Origin of the sequence: Komarekiella delphini-convector SJRDD-AB1, from assembly GCF_014831675.1 — a bacterium.
Lineage (GTDB): Bacteria > Cyanobacteriota > Cyanobacteriia > Cyanobacteriales > Nostocaceae > Komarekiella.
Genome location: NZ_VJXY01000003.1, coordinates 25,295 through 44,115, shown reverse-complemented (window position 1 = coordinate 44,115; position 18,821 = coordinate 25,295). Strand labels below are relative to the sequence as shown.

Below are 18,821 nucleotides of genomic sequence, written 5' to 3'. Positions count from 1 at the left end.
AAGAAATTTTTCTATTTTCCCCGTGTGCTCCTCAGCACTCAGCACTCTTATGTGTTGGTATCCATATAGTAAAAATTGAACCAATGCCTACAGTGGATTCTACTTCAATTCGACCTCGATGGAGTTCCACGAGTTGTTTAGTTAAAGCCAAACCAAGTCCAGTTCCTTCGTAGCGACGACGATAGGGTGTATCGAGTTGCTGGAATTTTTCAAACATTAGTGGTAACTGTTCTTCAGCAATGCCAATCCCGGTGTCTTCGACTTGAAAGATAGCGGTGTTGTCTTCGACCCAAAGGCGCAGAGTAACGCTACCACCTTCGGGAGTAAACTTAATGGCATTGGTTAATAGATTCCAGAGAATTTGCTCTACTCGCCCTGCATCCGCAGTAAAACGATCGCGCCGTGGGTCAATTTGCAAATCTAGTTTAAGACTGATGTGCTCACTATTCGCTTTTTCTAGCAGTGATTCTATGACATTTTCTGCAATTTTTGTCAATGAGAATTCTGAAATATTTAAAATTGCCTTACCAGCCTCGATTTGCGATAAATCCAGGATGTCATTAATCATTTCTAATAAATGTTCGCCACTGTCATGGATTGTTTGTAAATAACCCCTTTGTCGTTGACTCAACTCACCCAAAGGCCAACGTAACAAAGTAGAAGACATGCCAATAACGTAAGTTAAAGGAGTGAGCAATTCATGGCTGATTGTGGCGAGAAATTCACTTCTGAGGCGACTAGCGGCTTCGGCGGCGAGTAAGGCGTCACGCAGTGCCATTGTCCGCTCAATCACTCGTTGTTCGAGAGTTTGTTTTTCTTGAGTGAGTGTTCGCGCAGCATCTCGTAGAGATCGCATTAACTCAGCTTGATGAATGGCGATCGCTAATTGTTCCGCGATCGAAGTTAGCAAGTTCTTTTCACTCTCAGTCCACTGACGTGGATCATTGCAATGATGAGCAATCAGCAAACCCCACAGTTTTTCTTCAAATATAATTGGTGCTGCTAACTTAGCCCGGACTTGGCTTTCCCTTAAAAAATTTAACAAACACTCCTCTAGAGCGTAAGTTTTTTCAACATCATCCACAGCTAAGGTAAAACCTTGGTTATACTTCTCCCAACATTGGGAGGTTCGCATAAAGCAATTTTGTTCTTTGTAATTCAACACTGAGGGGATAGCATCTCTAGCACGAGCTTCGTAGACAATACAACCTCCATAATCTTGGTAGTCTTCAACTGGGGGTTGAGAATTGACTGACACAGAGGATAAGTTTTGACCATTAATTGTTGAAGCGTTAGCCGCATGAGTAGAGAAGTCAAAATACGGGTTGGCAGCACTTTGAACTGACGACTGATTTCCGTTGAGATTGTGGCGTCTCGTTTTAGTAACTACCGTTCCATTGAGGAATTTAACTTCGGACTGGCGTTGTTGAGCCTTGACTTTAGAACCCTCAAATCTATAGATTACTAATCTGTCTAATTCTAAAAACTCACGCACCTGTGTAATTGCCGTTGCCATAATTACCGACAAATCCAAACTTTTGCGGATTTGAGTTGTCACCTGATTCAACAACCGCTCTTGGGAAATCTGTTTTTTCAGGGCATCTTCCACAGGCTGACAGACATAAACTTCAGGTTTAATTGCGCTTGAAGATTCTGTTACTTCCTCATTTGGCCGCGGCAGGAGATACTCTAATAACAACAGCGTGAATTTACTTTGGAGCGTGGCATCATTAAAACCCAGAATTTGACGATAGCGTTCAAGGTTTTGGTGAGTGTAGGAATCACGCTCAAACAAGTCTCTCAACTTCGAGATAAAGGAGGCGATCGCCTCTGAATTAAATGTCAATCTAACATTTAGACCTGAGTAAATTTCTTGCTCCCTCTGCTCTATCTTTCCCACCAAGAGCGCACTAAACCGCTCAGAAACAACCAGTGTAAACTTTTGCCCTTGCCACTCTACAGGTAGACAAATCCGCGCCAGCACTGCTTCTGTGAGTATTAAAACTTCAGCTTCTACTGCTTGAGCCATCTGCTGGAACAATTCCCCAAGCTGATTAAATACAACTAAAGGCAAGTTTCGAGAAAAGCTCAAATCAGGAGAACTAAGCATTTTCAATTTTCTGGTTAGAGAGGGCTGGATGCTGTGCGGAAAGGTTGTTTTGATTATCTACCAACCAACAGTTTAAAACGGTAATACAGGATTATGCATCGTATAAGTGCCACATCAGGCGGATGGGATCAGTCAGAAGGTGTAATTTTTATAGAACAAACTCCAGCGGACTTCGTGTTGATTACGGCTGCTGATACCGATATTCAAACTCTAGCGGCTGCGCTTTCCAAATTACCAGCAACATTTCCGACATTAAGAGTTGCCAACTTGTTGCAGTTGCAACAACAAATTAGTATAGATGCTTATGGAGAGCAAGTTTTGGAACTTGCCCAAGTAATTATTTTGCGCTTATTAGGAGGACGTTCTTACTGGGCTTATGGCTTAGAAGTAGTCCAGGAAATTGTGCAACGTAATGGCACAACCCTAATTGTAATGCCAGGGGACGACGCTCTTGATCCTGACTTAATTTCTCAATCTACCTTGCCTTTAAATATTGTTAATCAGGTATGGCAGTACTTTAGCCAAGGTGGCGTAGAAAATTTCGTTAACGCGCTCCAATTTATCGCCGATACTTGCTTGTTAACTTCATACAATCCCCTCCCGCCTCAACCGATTTCTCGTGTGGGATTGTATGAATGGGGACTGGGGGCTGGGGAACTCGGGGCCCCCTCTGGGGATAAGGGGCAATGGGGACTGGGGAAAAAGGGGTTGAGGAGCAGCAGAGGAGAGTTAGAACTGGATTCATCCACCTTAGAGCCTCAAAGCTTCCAATGCCCGATGCCAAAAGTCGGCATCCTGTTCTACCGCGCCCATTATCTATCGGGAAACACTAAGGTAATTGAATCATTATGTGCAGCTTTAGCTAAGAGAAATTTACAACCATTACCAGTGTTTGTTTCTTCACTGCGTGACACTGATGTTCAAGCAGAGTTGACCGAATTTTTTCAACCCAAAGACTCTCAGCAAATTGCACTACTGCTGAACACCACCAGTTTTTCTCTAGCGCGATTGGAAACAGACACACCGCAAATCGACCTGTGGGAAAAATTAGATGTGCCAGTGTTGCAGGTTATCCTTAGCGGCGGGTCAATTGAGCAATGGGAATTGCAGTTTCAAGGGCTGTCTCCCCGCGATATAGCGATGAATGTGGCGCTACCAGAAGTAGATGGGCGAATTATTAGCCGTGCTGTGTCTTTTAAAGCAGTGCACACTCGTAATTCCAACCTAGAGACAGATGTGGTAGTTTATGAACCAGTGAGCGATCGCATCGATTTTGTTGCTAATCTAGCAGCCAATTGGGTGCGTCTACGCTCTAAACCACCTCAAGAGCGGAGAATTGCCCTAATTTTGGCAAATTACCCCAACCGTAATGGACGCCTAGCTAATGGTGTGGGACTGGACACTCCAGCTAGTTGCATGGAAATTCTTCAGGCTTTGCATTCGGCTGGCTATGACGTGGAAAACTTACCTACTCAAGGAGATGAGTTGATTCAACGTCTGACAGCTGGCGTAACAAATGATCCGGAAGGACGAGAATGGCGTCCGGTACAGCAAAGTGTTTCTTTAGCAGATTATCAAGAGTATTTTGCTTCTTTACCGCCAGCAGTGCAGCAGGGTATTAGTGAGCGTTGGGATTCAGTGACTAGAGACTGGGGACTGGTGACTGGGCAAGAAGTTTCCCAATCCCCAATCTCTAATCCCCAGTTCCCAATACCCGTTCCTGGTATTCAACTCGGTAACGTCTTCGTGGGAATTCAGCCAGCAAGGGGTTACGATATTGACCCCAGCTTGAATTATCATGCGCCGGATTTACAACCAACTCATGATTATTTAGCTTTTTATTATTGGGTCAGAGAATGTTTTGGGGCTGATGCTGTGGTTCATGTGGGAAAACATGGAAATCTAGAATGGCTGCCCGGTAAAAGTGTAGCTTTATCTAGTAATTGTTATCCAGAAGTGGCTTTTGGAGCACTTCCCCACTTATACCCGTTTATTGTGAATGACCCAGGTGAGGGTTCACAAGCAAAACGTCGCGCTCAGGCAGTGATTATAGATCACTTGACGCCACCCATGACTCGTGCGGAACTCTATGGTTCTTTGCAACAATTAGAAAATTTAATTGATGAGTATTACGAGGCGGAAAGTTTAGATCCTTCACGTTTACCAGCTATTCGCGATCGCATCCGCAAACTGGTGATCACAGAAAATCTTTATCGAGATTTGGGAATTCAAGATGAAGATGAAATTGGAAATTTAGAATCTTTAATTTTGAAGTCCATAGATGGTTATCTTTGTGAATTGAAAGAAGCCCAAATCCGTGATGGCTTGCATATTTTTGGGCAATGTCCTCAAGGCCGCCAACTCCGTGATTTAATAGTTGCGATCGCCCGGACACCAAATCGCTATTCTTCAGGTCTAACCCGCGCCATAGCTGAAGATTGGGGCTTAGATTTCGACCCTCTCACAGCAGATTTGTCAATGTCTAGTGAGCAGTGGTCAATAGTCAATGGCAAAGAATGCCGCACCATCGGCGATGTAGTTGAAGTTTTAGAAGAACACGCAGCAGAGTTAGTAGAGCAACTCATCACTCCTGTAGAGACACGATTAATCGCGTCTCATTACTCATCACTCAGCACTGTTCTTGATTGGATACGCGATCGCCTCCTCCCTGCTGTTCAACAAACTCACCAAGAAATCACCAACTTATTACATGGACTCGATGGCGGATACATCCAGAGTGCTCCATCTGGCGCACCAACGCGCGGACGCCCAGAAGTCCTGCCAACTGGGAGAAACTTTTATTCTGTAGATATTCGTGCTATTCCTACAGAAACGGCTTGGGATGTAGGTAGGAAAGCAGCTGAAACCCTCATTGAATGTTACACTCAAGAACACGGTGAGTATCCGAAAACACTAGGATTATCATTGTGGGGAACTGCCACCATGCGGACTGGGGGTGATGACATTGCTGAGGCGTTGGCTTTGCTCGGAGTACAACCTGTATGGGATGGAGCAGGGCGACGGGTAGTGGATTTTGAAATTTTGCCACTTGCGATTGTGGGGCGTCCCCGTGTAGATGTAACCTTGCGAATTTCTGGATTCTTCCGGGATGCTTTTCCCAATTTAATTGATTTATTTACTCAAGCAGTCACAGCAGTAGCAAATTTGGATGAACCACCAGAACAAAACCCCCTAGCAGTTGCGGTTCGCCAAGAAACTGAGTTATGGACTATACAAGGTTTAACTTTAGAAGCAGCACAAGAGCGATCGCGCTATCGAGTCTTTGGATCTGCTCCAGGTGCTTACGGTGCTGGACTCCAAGGTTTGATTGAATCACAAAACTGGACAGATGACCAGGATTTAGCTCGTGCCTACATTAACTGGAGTTGTTACACTTACTCTTCAAAAAGCGAGGCAGAGGGGCAGAGAGGCAGAGGGGCAGAGGGGGAAAATGGAAAAATTTCTTCCCAGTCCCCAATCCCCAGTTCCCAATCCCCAGTCCCCAATCCCCAGTCCCCAATCCCCAGTCCCCAGTCCCCAGCCCCCAATCCCCAATCCCCAGCCCCCGCACCCGAAGCATTTGAGCGGCGCTTGGCACAAATGCAAATTGTGTTGCACAATCAAGACAATCGCGAACACGACTTGCTCGATTCTGACGATTATTACCAGTTTCAGGGTGGGTTAACAGCAGCGGTGCGTTCTCTACAAGGAAAAAATCCCCAAACCTATTTTGGCGATAATTCCATTCCTGCCCAACCACGCGTTCGCCAATTGAAAGAAGAAATTGCACGTGTGTATCGTTCTCGCGTAGTTAATCCCAAGTGGATTGCAGGGGTGATGCGCCACGGTTACAAAGGTGCATTTGAAATGGCGGCAACAGTGGATTACTTATTTGCCTACGATGCTACAGCTAAATGTGTGGAAGATCACATGTATCAAGGAATAGTACAAGCGTATTTGCTTGATCCAATTGTCTCAGAATTCATTCAACAAAATAACCCCTGGGCTTTGCGTGATATGGCTGAAAGATTATTAGAAGCACACAAGCGCGGTTTATGGCAGGATGTAAATATACGGACATTAGAAACTTTGCGGAACCTAGTACATCAAGCTGAAGCAACTATCGAAGAAAAATAAACTGTGTAGGAAATAAATATGGAAAACCTTGCGTATTTGCACTTAGCTTTCGCTTACGAAGACAGCGAACCCAATGAATTAGTCTCTCTGAGTTCTTTATTAAATAAAGCAGCAGCGCCAGACTGGAAACGGCTTTCTAGTAAGGCGTGGAAGTATATGCTTCCCCTTGCTATAGCTTTGTCCATTCTCAGCGCTGTTAGCAGTGTCATGGCACTGGAAAGAGGCGATCAAGGCCCTTCTGTCAGAAATCTACAACAACAGTTGAAAAGAGCAGGCTTTTATCCAGCACCCGTCACCCAAGTATATGACTTCTCCACAGAAGATGCCGTGCGACGCTTCCAAAAAGCTGCTGGCTTACCAGTGGATGGCATGGTTGGAGCAGCAACCATGCAAAAATTAGAACGCTGGCAGACAAAGGCTACGAGTACACAAGCCAAAAAAACTAATACTACGAGGACACAAGCCAAAAAAACCATTACTGCTAAATCAGCGACTAACCAGCGCCGTAACTCCAACTACCTTGCTAAGGGTGATGAAGGTGAAAACGTCAGAGTTTTACAAGAACGGTTACGAGTCGCAGGATTTTATTACGGGAATGCCACGGGGATATTTGGCCCAATTACCGAAGAAGCTGTCAAGCGGTTTCAAAATTCTTATAAATTAGACGCTGACGGGATTGTCGGCCCAGCAACACTAAGTAAATTACCGCCAACAAGTATTGGTGATGGAGAAGATTCTCCTAAACGAGTAGTTGATCGAAATAAACTCCGCATAGGCGATCGCGGCGAGCCAGTTAGAGTTCTTCAGCAACATTTAATCCAGGCGGGATATTTAGAGGGAGAGCCAAATGGCTACTATGGCCCCTATACCGCAGATGCCGTACGTCGATTTCAGGCATCAAATTATTTGGCGGCAAGTGGTGTTGCCGGCCCAACTACTAGAGGTAAGTTATATAGCCTAGTTAATACTGCTCCCAAAAGCGAGTTTAACGTCCTGGAAATCCAAACACGACTACGGGAGCGAGGTTTTTATAAAGGCGAGCTGAACGGCGTGATGGCATCTGATACCAAAAAAGCGATTAAACAAGCCCAGGAATTCTACGGTATCAGTCTCAATGATCTTAAGAGCGGACGCTTTTAGCATCCGCTTAGGAGTTGCTAGCATGAGTTCCCAAATGTTTTTTTGCCTCCGATAACAGCGAATACAAATAGCTCAAAATTCCACTTATTTGGTTAATTGAGTAGTTTCGCATTGTTATCCCACTCAGGAACTAAAGCGGCATCAGTGCTCGTTGGCACTTGGGACAAACCGCATGGATTGTCATTTGACAATCAAGCAGATGAAAACCTTCTTTTTGTGCAGTTTTAGCTCCAATTTTTAAAATAGAGTCGTTTTTGAACTCGATAGTTGAGTTACACCTAACACAGATCAGGTGATGGTGATGATGCGGGTAGGGCTGGTTGAGTTCATAATGCTTATGTCCTTCTCCCAGTTCTAATTCCCGCAGAATTCCCATTCTTGCCATCAACTTTAAAGTCCGATATATAGTTGACAGACTTATTCCTTCACCGTCAGTTTCTAGACGATGATAAAGATCTTCCGCACTGAGATGTTCACCTTGTGGAAGTTCCTGGAAAATGTGTAAAATTGTTTCGCGCTGGGGAGTTAAACGCCAGCCTCGCTCGTTTAGTTCTGCCTTAAGTGAAGTAGTTGTGTAGACAGTCATACTAATTTTTCTCAACAAAGCTTGTTAGTTGAGAATATAACAAATATTTTGAGCAATTTGCAACAATCATTGCTTATTGATAAGCTTTACTAAATACTCAAGTACAATTAATGAAATCTTAATGAGAAATTAGGTAATACATAATCCCCATCCTAAACATATCCTGAGAGTAAGGCTGGAGATACTTCGGTTAAATTAAATGCAAATAATTTGCTATAGCTTCTCAAGAAGCTATAGTTTTAGGGATCAAATCAGTTAATTGTCCTTAGTCATTTGTCATTTGCAGTTTTCTAATGACAAACCTGTAGGGTGCGCCGGCTACCCTACCGAAACGCCGTAGAGGTGAATCGGCGAACAGACACCAGTTCGTACAAGTCAGGGAACCAGCCCAAGCGACTGGTTCAACTTTGTAACAGATGACAAATGACCATTGACTAACTTAAAGACTCCAAGTAGTCGCGGATGAGGTTACGTCGCTTAGGTTGGCGCAGTTTTTGCAAGGCTTTAGACTCAATTTGTCGTACCCGCTCCCGCGATAAATCAAGAGCGCGTCCAATTTCTGCTAATGAGTAAGGATGACCATCTGCTAAACCAAACCGCATCAGAATTACATCGCGCTCCCGGCTAGTTAAATCTGATAAAAGATGATGCAAGTCTCTTTGTAAAGATTCTCGCATTAACATCTCCTCTGGGGTTACACTGTCGGTTTCGAGTAATTCACCTAACTCAGTGTCCTTATCCTTTCCTACCTTGGTTTCTAGAGAAACGGAGCGAGGAACCCGTAACAAAACTTCCCGCACTTGGGTAGGTGTCATTTCTAACTCAATTGCTAAATCTTCTAAGGTGGGAGTGCGACCTTTTTCTTGAGCAATTTTGCGTTGAGCTTTTTTGATTTTGTTCAGCTTTTCTGTAATATGAACAGGTAGGCGGATCGTGCGACTAGAAGTTGCGATCGCTCGTGTAATTCCCTGACGAATCCACCAGTAGGCATAGGTACTAAAGCGATAACCCTTGGTTGGGTCAAATTTCTCCACAGCTCGCTCTAAACCTAATGTGCCTTCTTGGACTAAATCCAACAATTCCAAGCCGCGATTTTGATACTTCTTAGCAACAGACACAACTAGGCGAAGATTAGCCTTAATCATGTGTTCTTTTGCCTGGAGTCCTTGAGACTGAATTTGCTCCAGTTCTTCTACTGTCAACTTGGCAATTTCCGCCCAGCGACGTTTGCCATCTGCTAAAGTCGGTCTGAGATCCGATACCATCACGCCAGCAGTGGCAGCCCACCTTTCTAACGAGGGGCGATGTCCCAGTTCAGAGGCTAGACGCTCTTGAACTTCAACTAATCGGAGATAGGGTGAAATCACTTCATCCCCTTGCTTTGCGGCATTAGCAAGTACTATTCGCATCCGCAAGTAGCGCTGGACTTTTTGGGCTTCTGAAACCTCTTCATCCCGCCCTAACAACCGAACCCGACCAATTTCCTGAAGATATAGACGTACCAGGTCAGTACTGCGACGGTTAGTGTTAGCAGCAAAGTTAACAGGGTCAACAGAAGCCATCTCCAACTCGTGTAGATCATCTACCGGTAGCTCACTGTCATCAATCGTGAGATCCGGGTCTAAGACCTGTCGGGACTTTTGGGTATTGTAGGCGGCATCTGCGTAAAAAGATGTTGCTGGCATAGGGATCGTCTCAATGGCTCCAGGTAACAATAGATTACGGTCAGCTAAGATTACGTTCAGCTATTTAACTGTTGCTATTGTTCCCGTGATTCAAGATGAACTAACACGGTTAAGGATTCCATTACAGTTTTTTTTTGAAAATACTTGCAATGGTTTTATTAGATACAGTATTACTGAACTTAATTAGCTACTAAGCTTTTGATTGAACCAATAGCTATTCAAATCTACAGCTAGGTTTTAAATTTCAAACTACCTAGTCAATAGTTCAATTTTGACTGGTTATGAATGTTATTTTTGTAACTATGTATAAACATATTTCAGTAAAAATCATGCTTATAATTGGCATAGTCATATTTACATGGCTATAAAAGTAATTTCCTGACGATTTACAATTTTTCCCTAGAGAATATTCGGAAATAAGTATAGCTAATAGATTATTGGGAACAGATTAGTAATAACGCCAAAAATGTTACTGTCAGCTAATTGCTGATTAACTATTCTCATTAGTACTGCTACCCTACGTCAGAGAAAAGTCAACAACCCTTTTTTTCGCTGAGCTTTTTAGAGAGATCCAATGAGGCAGCCCTGCCACCAACAAAAAGATGGGGTTTTACACGCGATCAATAAAAGTCAATTTCCAAGGTGTGAGCATTTCTATCAGCATCAGCGTCTTCAGATTATAAAAGAGCGATCGCCTTTTTTTGATTACCTGCGAGAAAGTCCATCATCGCTCTAAGGTAAGACCTTTTTTCGTTCTCAAAGGCAGTCGAACCGTAATTATTGCCTGCAAATTTTGTAATTGCTTGTTGGGAATGCGCCTGAAACTCCGCTGACATTTGTTGTGTCCATTGTGGCTCTGGTTTTGGCTGAGTGCTACCCAATAATAAACACGGTGAACAGATGATGTAGCGCTTTTTAAGGTGTAATTTTCGGGATACGGGACATTCCACATATACTAAGCGACCACCAAGCTAGATGCGTGAATTGGGCGCACTCAAACCAGTTGAAGGTAAAGACAAGGTAGGCAATGAAGACTGCTTCAATCCCACGGTAAGGCGAGTTAAATACCTGCCACAGACATAATGCTAACAGAGCTAGGTAGGATGTCATCCCCAGTAGCCCTACTGATAAAGTTGTATCTAAAATTAGATTGTGTGCCTTGGTTGTGGGTAGTTGTCTCGTTTGCATCTGCCCGTTTTTGTCTTGAAAGTCGAAACTAAAGTCACCCAAGCGAGTAACTTTAGCTATTGTTCTACTGTGGCGCACATAGGGATAAGCTGCGCCGAAGCCATTCATACCCCATCCGAGTAAAGGACGCTGACTGATTCCATAGTTGGCCATTTCCCACAGATAAACCCGGTCGGATGTGATTTGTTTAATTAAAGGGAAATTATTGATTTGTCTGGTGCTGGTAGTAATGCCAATGACGAGCAGACACACGAGCGTTGCGGGGACTAAAAGCTTATAATGCTGGCGTCCTAATAAGTAGATACTCGCTGTTAGTAAGGCTAATAATCCCGCCCTGGTTTGAGTGAGCAGCAAAGCTGGGATAATCAAGATGCCAGCAGTTGCAGCTTTTGGTGTGTCTATCCATCGCCACTGCCAACCTACAAATGTCATAACTGCCACTGCTGCTAGGACAAATGACGCATGACCCCGATGGGAATATAAACCTATTGGTTGCTGATTTTGGAAAATTGTACTCCGCAGGATATTGTCCTGTATTAACTGCCCTGTTGTGGCGGTATAATCGATGCGCCAGTTAATGGCTTGGGGAAAGATGCTGATTGCAAGGATGACTCCGCCAATTACTAAACCTTGTAGTTGAAAACAAGCTAGCTCTGGGTGCAGCCTTAATAGTAGGCTATTGCTGAGAGTAAAGATAGCGATGAGCAGCCAGTAGAGCAAGCCATCGCCCATCTGTTCTTGACCGAATAGGGAACGCCAGGGGAAAGGACTAGCGAGAGTTGCAATTAACCCAATTCCCAAAAATATTTCCCACAGGAGTCTGCTGATTTTCCAACCTTGAGGCAGCTTTAGGTTTTCCCTGTCTTCCCAGAGGATTAAAAAGTTGAGTATGCAGATAAGGCTAATGGCAAATACTTTTGGTTGAGTCCAGATTTCCCCACGCATTGCACCGATTGGGTTGATGAGAATGATGCTGAGGGAAAATAGCAGGGTGTAGATACGGTTCACGGTTATTTTTCAAGGCGAATTTTCATCGCTTTTATTATTCCCCACGAAAGAAGTGTTAATACTCCCAATGCTGATGTAGATTCGGGGACAGACTGAGGAGAAATTTCTTGAGAAAATGGACGCATTTTGAAACTGCCTGTGCGGTCATTAAATGCGAGTTGAATGGGGAAAGCAGTTTCTTCTGTTGAACCAAATAAGGAATCGATGCCAGTGATTTTAAAGTTGGAAATACCAGAACCAAATAATGATGTAAAATCTACGCTGTCTCCCGCACCGAATTCGCCCAGTATTCTATCTCCTACTGAAACAGTAAATCGATTGTCTGAGCCAACGGGAAAATCTAGAATTTCAGTAAATAATGTGTTGTCAAGCGCTTGGAATTCAAAACCGTAGGGAGTGTGGGGATCATACCAGCGGCAACCAGGTACGTCACGGAAGACTTGCCAATTTCCCTCTTTTGCATTGGGAAGGATTGGATTTTGTTGAGTTCCACCGGGGCGTTCTTTACCTACACCACCTCCACCGCTACTACCTACAACATACGGAAAATCTGCTTCGTCGTCGAATACTGCAACATTAAGTTCATAGTTACCTCGGTCTTCCCCACGACGACCACCATTAGCAGCACGAACATTTAAGTCAATAGTTCCATTGCTTGGAACAATACCTGTTAATGCAGAAGCAAAACCATCTCCTAATTGACTATTGTCATTGTCATAGTACCAAGCTCCATTTTCACCATATGTTTCTAGTAATGTATTTGGGTTACATTGATTACCAGGTATATCGTTATTGATATAGGCATAGTATTTTGCACCTGGAGAAAGTTCTTTTAGCTGAAATGCATCTTTTTCATAACCTGAGAATAGGCTACCTGGAAGCTTTTTGAAGGTGTTAAATGGTATGTGTTCCCATCCCCATCTAACCCCATCGTAAATGTTGACTGTTCTTTGCTGACTTCCTGGAGTTGTCACTTCCTCGACAAGATAGGTTTCGGCATAGAAGTAGATTTTTCTATCAAGTTTAAAATCAGGAACCCACGGGGCATCATAGAAAGAGTTGGGCCCACTAGTTCCAGGATAGAATGGGTTGTCCTGAAAAAGTATGATATCTAACTCGTCTCTTTCAACTACATCATAGTTATCTATAAATCGCTGAATCCATCGAATTTGATTACCGCTGGGGTCGCCCTGCTGTGGAGTGTAAGTTAAATTTAAAACAGCCCCTGCACCTCCAGTTTTTAACGGGGTCTCACAATGCCCATCAGGGAAAGGGAATGTTGGAGTGCAAGGGAAGTAGTTATTTACATCAAAATCGCCTTTTAAACCACCTACGGGTACAAATTTCCAATCAGGCTCTGGAAATTGATACTTTAGTAGACTGAGCAATTTATCTGTTCCGCCTGGTTTAACTTCCCCGACTCTCCCAAAATTTAAAACAGACCGTGGATCATAAAAGGGCCATGCTTGTAATTGTATTAAGCCTAATTTTTGGTTAATTGAATCTTCGTAAGGCATTATGACTGGTCTGCCTAGTGGACTATTAACTGTGACAGCGAAGCTAGACTGACTTTGTAGTGTAGCGAGAAGAGTTGTTGCTAACAGAACTAGTGAATATTGTCGTGATAACATTTTTATAACTCCGGTAAGTATTAAGTTTTAATCAGATAGTGGCTATCTCTGTAAATGGCAATCTTGATATCGCCTGAGTTTTAGAGTTAGACTAGATGAAACTCCACTTTTGGCATAGACACCATCCCTATCCAAAGACCTTCTATTAAGTTCGTATTCAGACTTTCTCTGTAATATATTTCTATTTCTTGCGCTGTATATTTGTTGTTGTAGACAAGCTGAATTTGATACATATCCACTTTGAGAACTTTAAAATTCCAGTAGCCACCATCACCAGCAGCAATACTAAGGATAAACTGGTCACCCTTGCGCCAATAAAGACCAGCTTCTTGAAATAAGGTTGTACTTTCTCCAGGCATAACTAACGAAAAATCAGATTCTAATGGCCTTTTAGTGTGACGCCGATAATACTCTCGCAAATGTACCTGACCATCTGCTCCCACAACCTGGGGTATTAAGGTATCAAAAAAGTTAAAACGGACTGGATTGGGGGTATTGTTGGTAATACAAATCCCTAACTGCACGCGAGTCACGACACGGCGCTTTTTCTCTGGAAGAGTCAACACCCGTTCTGGCACTAAAATTTCAAAACGAATGCCATCCACTTCTACTGCATTGTTGTCAACTCCCACAGGTTCAATTAAGCGAAGATTCACAAATTGAGTCGCCAATTGCACCGCACTCGCTGTTTCTTCTGTCGGCGGGTCTGAGCTTGGTTCACTGTCACCATAATTACCCCATATAAACCGAAACTGATACTTTCCTAGTTGGAGACCATTAAAAAACCAGGATTTGTCAAGAAGGCTAAAAATGATTGGTAAATATCTAGGGCTGTTAATAACTTGAAATTGCAGCCGATTATTTTGCCAAATGAGTCTTAGAGCCAGAGTAAAGGGTATGCGTAGTCCCGAATTGATTAAACGAGGATCAAACGCTCTAGTCTCACTTCGCTTTAGCAAGTGGGCTAAGTTTGATACGAACTGTCTCAACCAAATTCCAAAACCTGGCTGGGGAGGTATGTTCCTTTGAAGTTCGTCAACAGGTTCATCTAAAGTTATTTGCCTTTGTAATACTTGACCATCTGACATTAAAAGCTCTGGAATTAAGGTTTGATTGGGGTTGAGATGACAAGTATTTGGCGTATTATTGATTAGGTAAATCTTAATTTCCACAATTTCTACAGAGATACTGGAATCAGAGCGATTTTCTGGGATAGGTAACACTATAAGATCGGGTTCCCAGATTCTTAAATGGATACCATCTATTTCAAAGAAATTGCTTTCATTTGATTCAACAGATGTCATGTTACTTACCCTCTAAATTTTTAGTTTTTCATGCGCCATCAGACTGATTGGCGTATGACTTAATGACATTATTCCGAAAAAGACTAAAACCACAGCTAAAACTGTCGCTCTTAAGTAACGTATGTGATATTTAAAGCGTGTTGCGCGAGGATTTTGTAGAAACAACGTTTCAACCAGAGGCTGAAAATAAATTCTGTACTGCGGCGCTACATCTGATACTGATTCAATTAATGATTGCAACAAATCCTTTGTTAGAGACGTTGCAATGTAACGTCTCTCTACATGGTTTATCTATCACATTCTTTTTTTTAATTTGTATGAGCAATCAGAGAACATTAAGATAAATGTAAGCTGCTTTTGAATAGGTGATAAACTAATATTTACTGAATTGTTAAAACAGCATCTACTGAATTAAAAAATAAAACTTTATGAAGCTAATCGTATACCTTGACTGCATTTTTATCTCTTTTGTATAGTGATTAACTGCAAAATAACAGTGTTATCTGCGTTCCAAATAAATCGAATTCTCCAGGTATCTAGATAACCTAATGGCACTCTAATCCCAAGATTGAATCAGGTTAAATAAAAAGATAAAAAAATCAGTTTAACCGTTGCTTTGCTAAAATATATCTAATACGGCTGGGCTAATTTTTTCTTTGCAAGTGTCTTACCTCTTGTCAGATAGTAAGTTCGTTTGCGCTTACAAGTACTAATTAATAGTTGTACTCTGGTTTGATATTTCGCAGCATTAGTTCATCAAGGGCTTGTCGGGGAGAGACTTCACTCTGAAGTAACCGATAAACTTGCTCGGTAATTGGCATAGCAATATTTTGCTGCTGGGCTATTTGCATCAAAACTCGGCAAGTGTTGACTCCTTCAGCAGTTCCTTGTAAATTGGCGAGAATTTCTGTAAGTGTCTTGTTACCAGCTAGTTGGTAGCCAACTTGATAATTACGACTTAGGGGGCTGTTGCAGGTTGCTAGCAAATCTCCTAAACCCGACAAACCGTAAAATGTTTCCGTATTTGCACCCCAGAGATTACCAATACGAACCATTTCTGTTAGCCCACGGGTAACTAAAGCAGCTTTGGCATTTGTTCCTAGTTGTAAACCATCACATACACCAGATGCGATCGCAATTACGTTTTTCAGTGTTCCCCCTAGTTCCACACCCAAGGGATCGGGATTGGTATATACCCGAAACAGATTAGAAGAAAATACCAACTGCACTACTTGGGCCGCAGTGGGGACGTTGCTGGCTACTACCGTTGCAGCTGGTAATCCCAGTTCTATTTCTTTAGATAAATTTGGCCCTGATAGAACAACCACTGCATGATCAGGGAAAGCTGTTTGCCAAATTTGCGACGGCGTACATCTGGTTTCTGGATCTAAGCCCTTTGTCGCCGTGACAAAAATCGTCTCAGGAGAAAGGGGGAAAGAATGTACTTGGGAAGTAACATCACTCACACCTTTCATCGAAATAGCAGACAGGACTATTTGGGCATTTTCTAGCACGGCTTCCAAGGTGTGTGGCCCCTGACGCGACCACACACGCACTCTATGACCATTAGCCGCTGCTAGATTTGCCAGAGCCATACCCCAAGCACCAGCACCCAGAATTGTAATGGAAAGTTTTGAGTTTTGAGTTTTGAACTTTGAGGTGGAGTAAATCTGATCACTCATAACTCATAACTTATAACTCATTACTTTTTGAGCGGGGGTAACGTTCCATTAATTCCCTTACTTCTTCGGCATGATATGAGCTTCTTGTCAAGGGAGACGAAACAACTTGTAAAAATCCCAGTTCTTCTCCGAATACCTTCCAACCAGTAAATTGTTCTGGGTGAATAAATTCATTTACTTTTAAGTGTTTTTGGCTGGGCTGGAGGTATTGCCCGATTGTCAAAATATCACAATCAACTGTTCGCAAGTCTCGCATAACTTGGCGGATTTCTGCATCAGTTTCACCGAGTCCGACCATAATACCGGATTTAGTGTATGTCCAAGGAGCAATTTGACGCGATCTATTGAGCAATTCTAATGTGCGATCGTAGTTCCCTTGGGGACGCACTCGGCGATAAAGGCTGGGAACCGTTTCCGTATTGTGATTTAGTACTTCTGGTGCAGCTTGTAAAATTATTTCTAGAGCATCCCAATTACCGCACAAGTCAGGAATGAGTACTTCAATTGTAGTCTGGGGCGAGATGGTGCGAACCGCTTCGATACAGCGCACAAATTGGGATGCACCACCATCCGGCAAATCATCTCGGTTCACAGAAGTGATAACTACATGATTGAGTCTCATCCGGCGAATGGCTTCTGCCAGTCGCCCAGGTTCGGTAGGGTCTAGTGGTTTGGGTTTTTTCTCAAAGTCAATATCACAGTAGGGACAGGCGCGTGTACAAGCTGGCCCCATAATTAAAAAAGTGGCAGTACCAGCATTGAAGCACTCACCAATATTCGGACAGGACGCTTCCTCGCAAACCGTATTGAGGGCTAAATCCCGCAAAATTTCTTTAACGTTAGCAACGCGCTCCCGCTGAGGCGCTTTCACCCGCAACCAGTCTGGTTTTACAGTCACAATCCACTTTCAATAAAGTTATCTACATTTAATCGTAGCAAGCAAAGCCCTTGAGGAAGTAATCTGTGTAGATGTAGTTTTGTCATTTACTACTGGTTGTGATATTTTAAGTGTACAGTGCCATCTTTATGGCGGGATGTAGCGCAGCTTGGTAGCGCACTTCGTTCGGGACGAAGGGGCCGCTGGTTCGAATCCAGTCATCCCGATTTTTATGGAATTAGCGATAAAAACAGACTTACTAACGTGCTGTTTGTTAACTATATTTTTATGGCGGGAATCTTGGTTCGCCGCTTCATATACTTGGTTGCTTCTTTGCTTTTGGTACTGGCATTAATTTATCAAATTAAACTGGATGATACACGTAACTGGTTTAATAAAAATAATCACATTTTTTGATTCGCAGTATGTCCCTTGACAGCTTGACTCCAGAGCAAAAAGCTTTGATACCTCCTACCCGTGAAAAATGGCAACACTTTGGGCTATCTACCAAAACAATTGACCAACAAAAAGCAGCAGATGCGGTTAATGCAATATACATTACACTTGGACTGGCCAAGCCACAAATAATATTTGTTCATAGCCCCAATGCGGCATTGGAATACATTTGGAGGTTGGTGCGATCGCATTCCTACAATACACTAGGTAGCGCGATCAATAGTCAGGATTGGAGTAAACTCTACAACAGTTTGCACTCATTGTTACTTGTACAACTACCTGTAACGCTGCAAAATGACTTACATTCGGCTTTTGAAAATCATTTTGTCAAACAGTTTGCAACTCCGCTAAAACAACAGTTAGAAAGACAGTGGCGAGATATTGCCTATCAACAGTTTGGTAATAAATATCAAGAATTTCTCAAAAATATATTTTCCAGTTGCCAAAAGCCAGAAAGTTTAGTCGCAGGGGGTAGTTTCTTTGAATTTTGCATAAATACTTTCAACTATCGGCAATTTCAAGACAAACTGCTAATTTTAGAAACATTCACTAGAAACTGTGGCTGGACATTTTTCTTCAATAATATCTGTATTGTTTGCGATCGCCCTCAAAAAGTCAGCTTCGATAGCAAGAATCGCCTCCATGCAGAAGATGAAGCAGCAATTGTGTTTGAAGATGGCTATAGTTTATACGCTAATTCTGGTAAAATTCAACGGCAACACCAGCCGAAAGCAATTGATGACGCTGCTTGGGCACGCTTATTAGAAGAATTAAACGCAACTGAAATTGATTCCTGGGAAGAATACAAGCTATTTTACACGCTTTTACGCATCGGGAAGCGAGTCAACGTCCAGCCTCATCATTTTCTCAGAGCAATCAATTCCGACACAGGGGAAGTGCGAGTCATTAAAATACCACTGTATATTACATCCGCACGCGAGGCAGTAAGGTGGATAAGCCGAGGTCAAGACTGAAGAGTTTTTATGGGATTCTAGAGTTACGTTTCAACGATTGTCG

The 18,821-nt window shown here is 42.9% G+C and carries 12 protein-coding genes and 1 tRNA gene; 4 read left to right on the top strand and 9 right to left on the bottom strand.

Annotated features, from left to right (window positions below; all coding sequences use genetic code 11):
• Positions 1–31: 31 nt before the first annotated feature.
• Complete coding sequence (locus tag FNW02_RS04110; RefSeq protein ID WP_191756312.1) at positions 32–2,110, bottom strand: GAF domain-containing sensor histidine kinase; 2,079 nt, start codon at positions 2,108–2,110, stop codon at positions 32–34.
• Positions 2,111–2,203: 93 nt separating this feature from the next.
• Between FNW02_RS04110 and cobN the strand changes: the two genes are divergently transcribed.
• Both cobN and FNW02_RS04100 read left to right on the top strand, forming a co-directional pair.
• Positions 2,204–6,247 carry a cobaltochelatase subunit CobN gene (gene cobN / locus FNW02_RS04105; RefSeq protein WP_191756311.1) on the top strand — a complete coding sequence of 1,348 codons (4,044 nt, stop codon included), beginning with the start codon at positions 2,204–2,206 and terminating at the stop codon, positions 6,245–6,247.
• A gap of 18 nt (positions 6,248–6,265) precedes the next feature.
• Complete coding sequence (locus FNW02_RS04100; RefSeq protein ID WP_191756310.1) at positions 6,266–7,387, top strand: peptidoglycan-binding domain-containing protein; 1,122 nt, start codon at positions 6,266–6,268, stop codon at positions 7,385–7,387.
• A 130-nt stretch (positions 7,388–7,517) separates the two neighbouring features.
• On the opposite strand, the gene FNW02_RS04095 is transcribed toward FNW02_RS04100, so the two are convergent.
• The 8 genes from FNW02_RS04095 to lipA form a co-directional block, all read right to left on the bottom strand.
• Complete coding sequence (locus FNW02_RS04095; protein ID WP_162395449.1) at positions 7,518–7,973, bottom strand: Fur family transcriptional regulator; 456 nt, start codon at positions 7,971–7,973, stop codon at positions 7,518–7,520.
• Between the two features lie 434 nt (positions 7,974–8,407).
• Complete coding sequence (gene sigC, locus FNW02_RS04090) at positions 8,408–9,658, bottom strand: RNA polymerase sigma factor SigC (protein WP_191756309.1); 1,251 nt, start codon at positions 9,656–9,658, stop codon at positions 8,408–8,410.
• 677 nt (positions 9,659–10,335) lie between these two features.
• The gene (locus tag FNW02_RS04085) at positions 10,336–10,494 is read right to left on the bottom strand and encodes a hypothetical protein (RefSeq protein WP_225225411.1); all 159 of its coding nucleotides are present in this window, start codon (positions 10,492–10,494) and stop codon (positions 10,336–10,338) included.
• 79 nt (positions 10,495–10,573) lie between these two features.
• Positions 10,574–11,854 carry an O-antigen ligase family protein gene (locus tag FNW02_RS04080; protein ID WP_348535359.1) on the bottom strand — a complete coding sequence of 427 codons (1,281 nt, stop codon included), beginning with the start codon at positions 11,852–11,854 and terminating at the stop codon, positions 10,574–10,576.
• Positions 11,855–11,856: 2 nt separating this feature from the next.
• On the bottom strand, positions 11,857–13,485 hold the full coding sequence (locus FNW02_RS04075; protein WP_191756308.1) for a hypothetical protein: 1,629 nt from the start codon (positions 13,483–13,485) through the stop codon (positions 11,857–11,859).
• An 86-nt stretch (positions 13,486–13,571) separates the two neighbouring features.
• Entirely contained in the window at positions 13,572–14,789 is a 1,218-nt protein-coding gene (locus FNW02_RS04070) for a hypothetical protein (protein ID WP_191756307.1), read from the bottom strand.
• 713 nt (positions 14,790–15,502) lie between these two features.
• Positions 15,503–16,471, bottom strand: a complete 969-nt coding sequence (locus FNW02_RS04065) for an NAD(P)H-dependent glycerol-3-phosphate dehydrogenase (RefSeq protein WP_191756306.1) — start codon at positions 16,469–16,471, stop codon at positions 15,503–15,505.
• Between the two features lie 10 nt (positions 16,472–16,481).
• Positions 16,482–17,369, bottom strand: a complete 888-nt coding sequence (gene lipA, locus FNW02_RS04060) for a lipoyl synthase (RefSeq protein ID WP_191756305.1) — start codon at positions 17,367–17,369, stop codon at positions 16,482–16,484.
• A 132-nt stretch (positions 17,370–17,501) separates the two neighbouring features.
• On the opposite strand from lipA, the gene FNW02_RS04055 reads away from it, so the two are divergent.
• Positions 17,502–17,575, top strand: a tRNA-Pro gene (locus FNW02_RS04055).
• A 198-nt stretch (positions 17,576–17,773) separates the two neighbouring features.
• Positions 17,774–18,778 carry a DUF6745 domain-containing protein gene (locus FNW02_RS04050; RefSeq protein ID WP_191756304.1) on the top strand — a complete coding sequence of 335 codons (1,005 nt, stop codon included), beginning with the start codon at positions 17,774–17,776 and terminating at the stop codon, positions 18,776–18,778.
• Positions 18,779–18,821 lie beyond the last annotated feature (43 nt).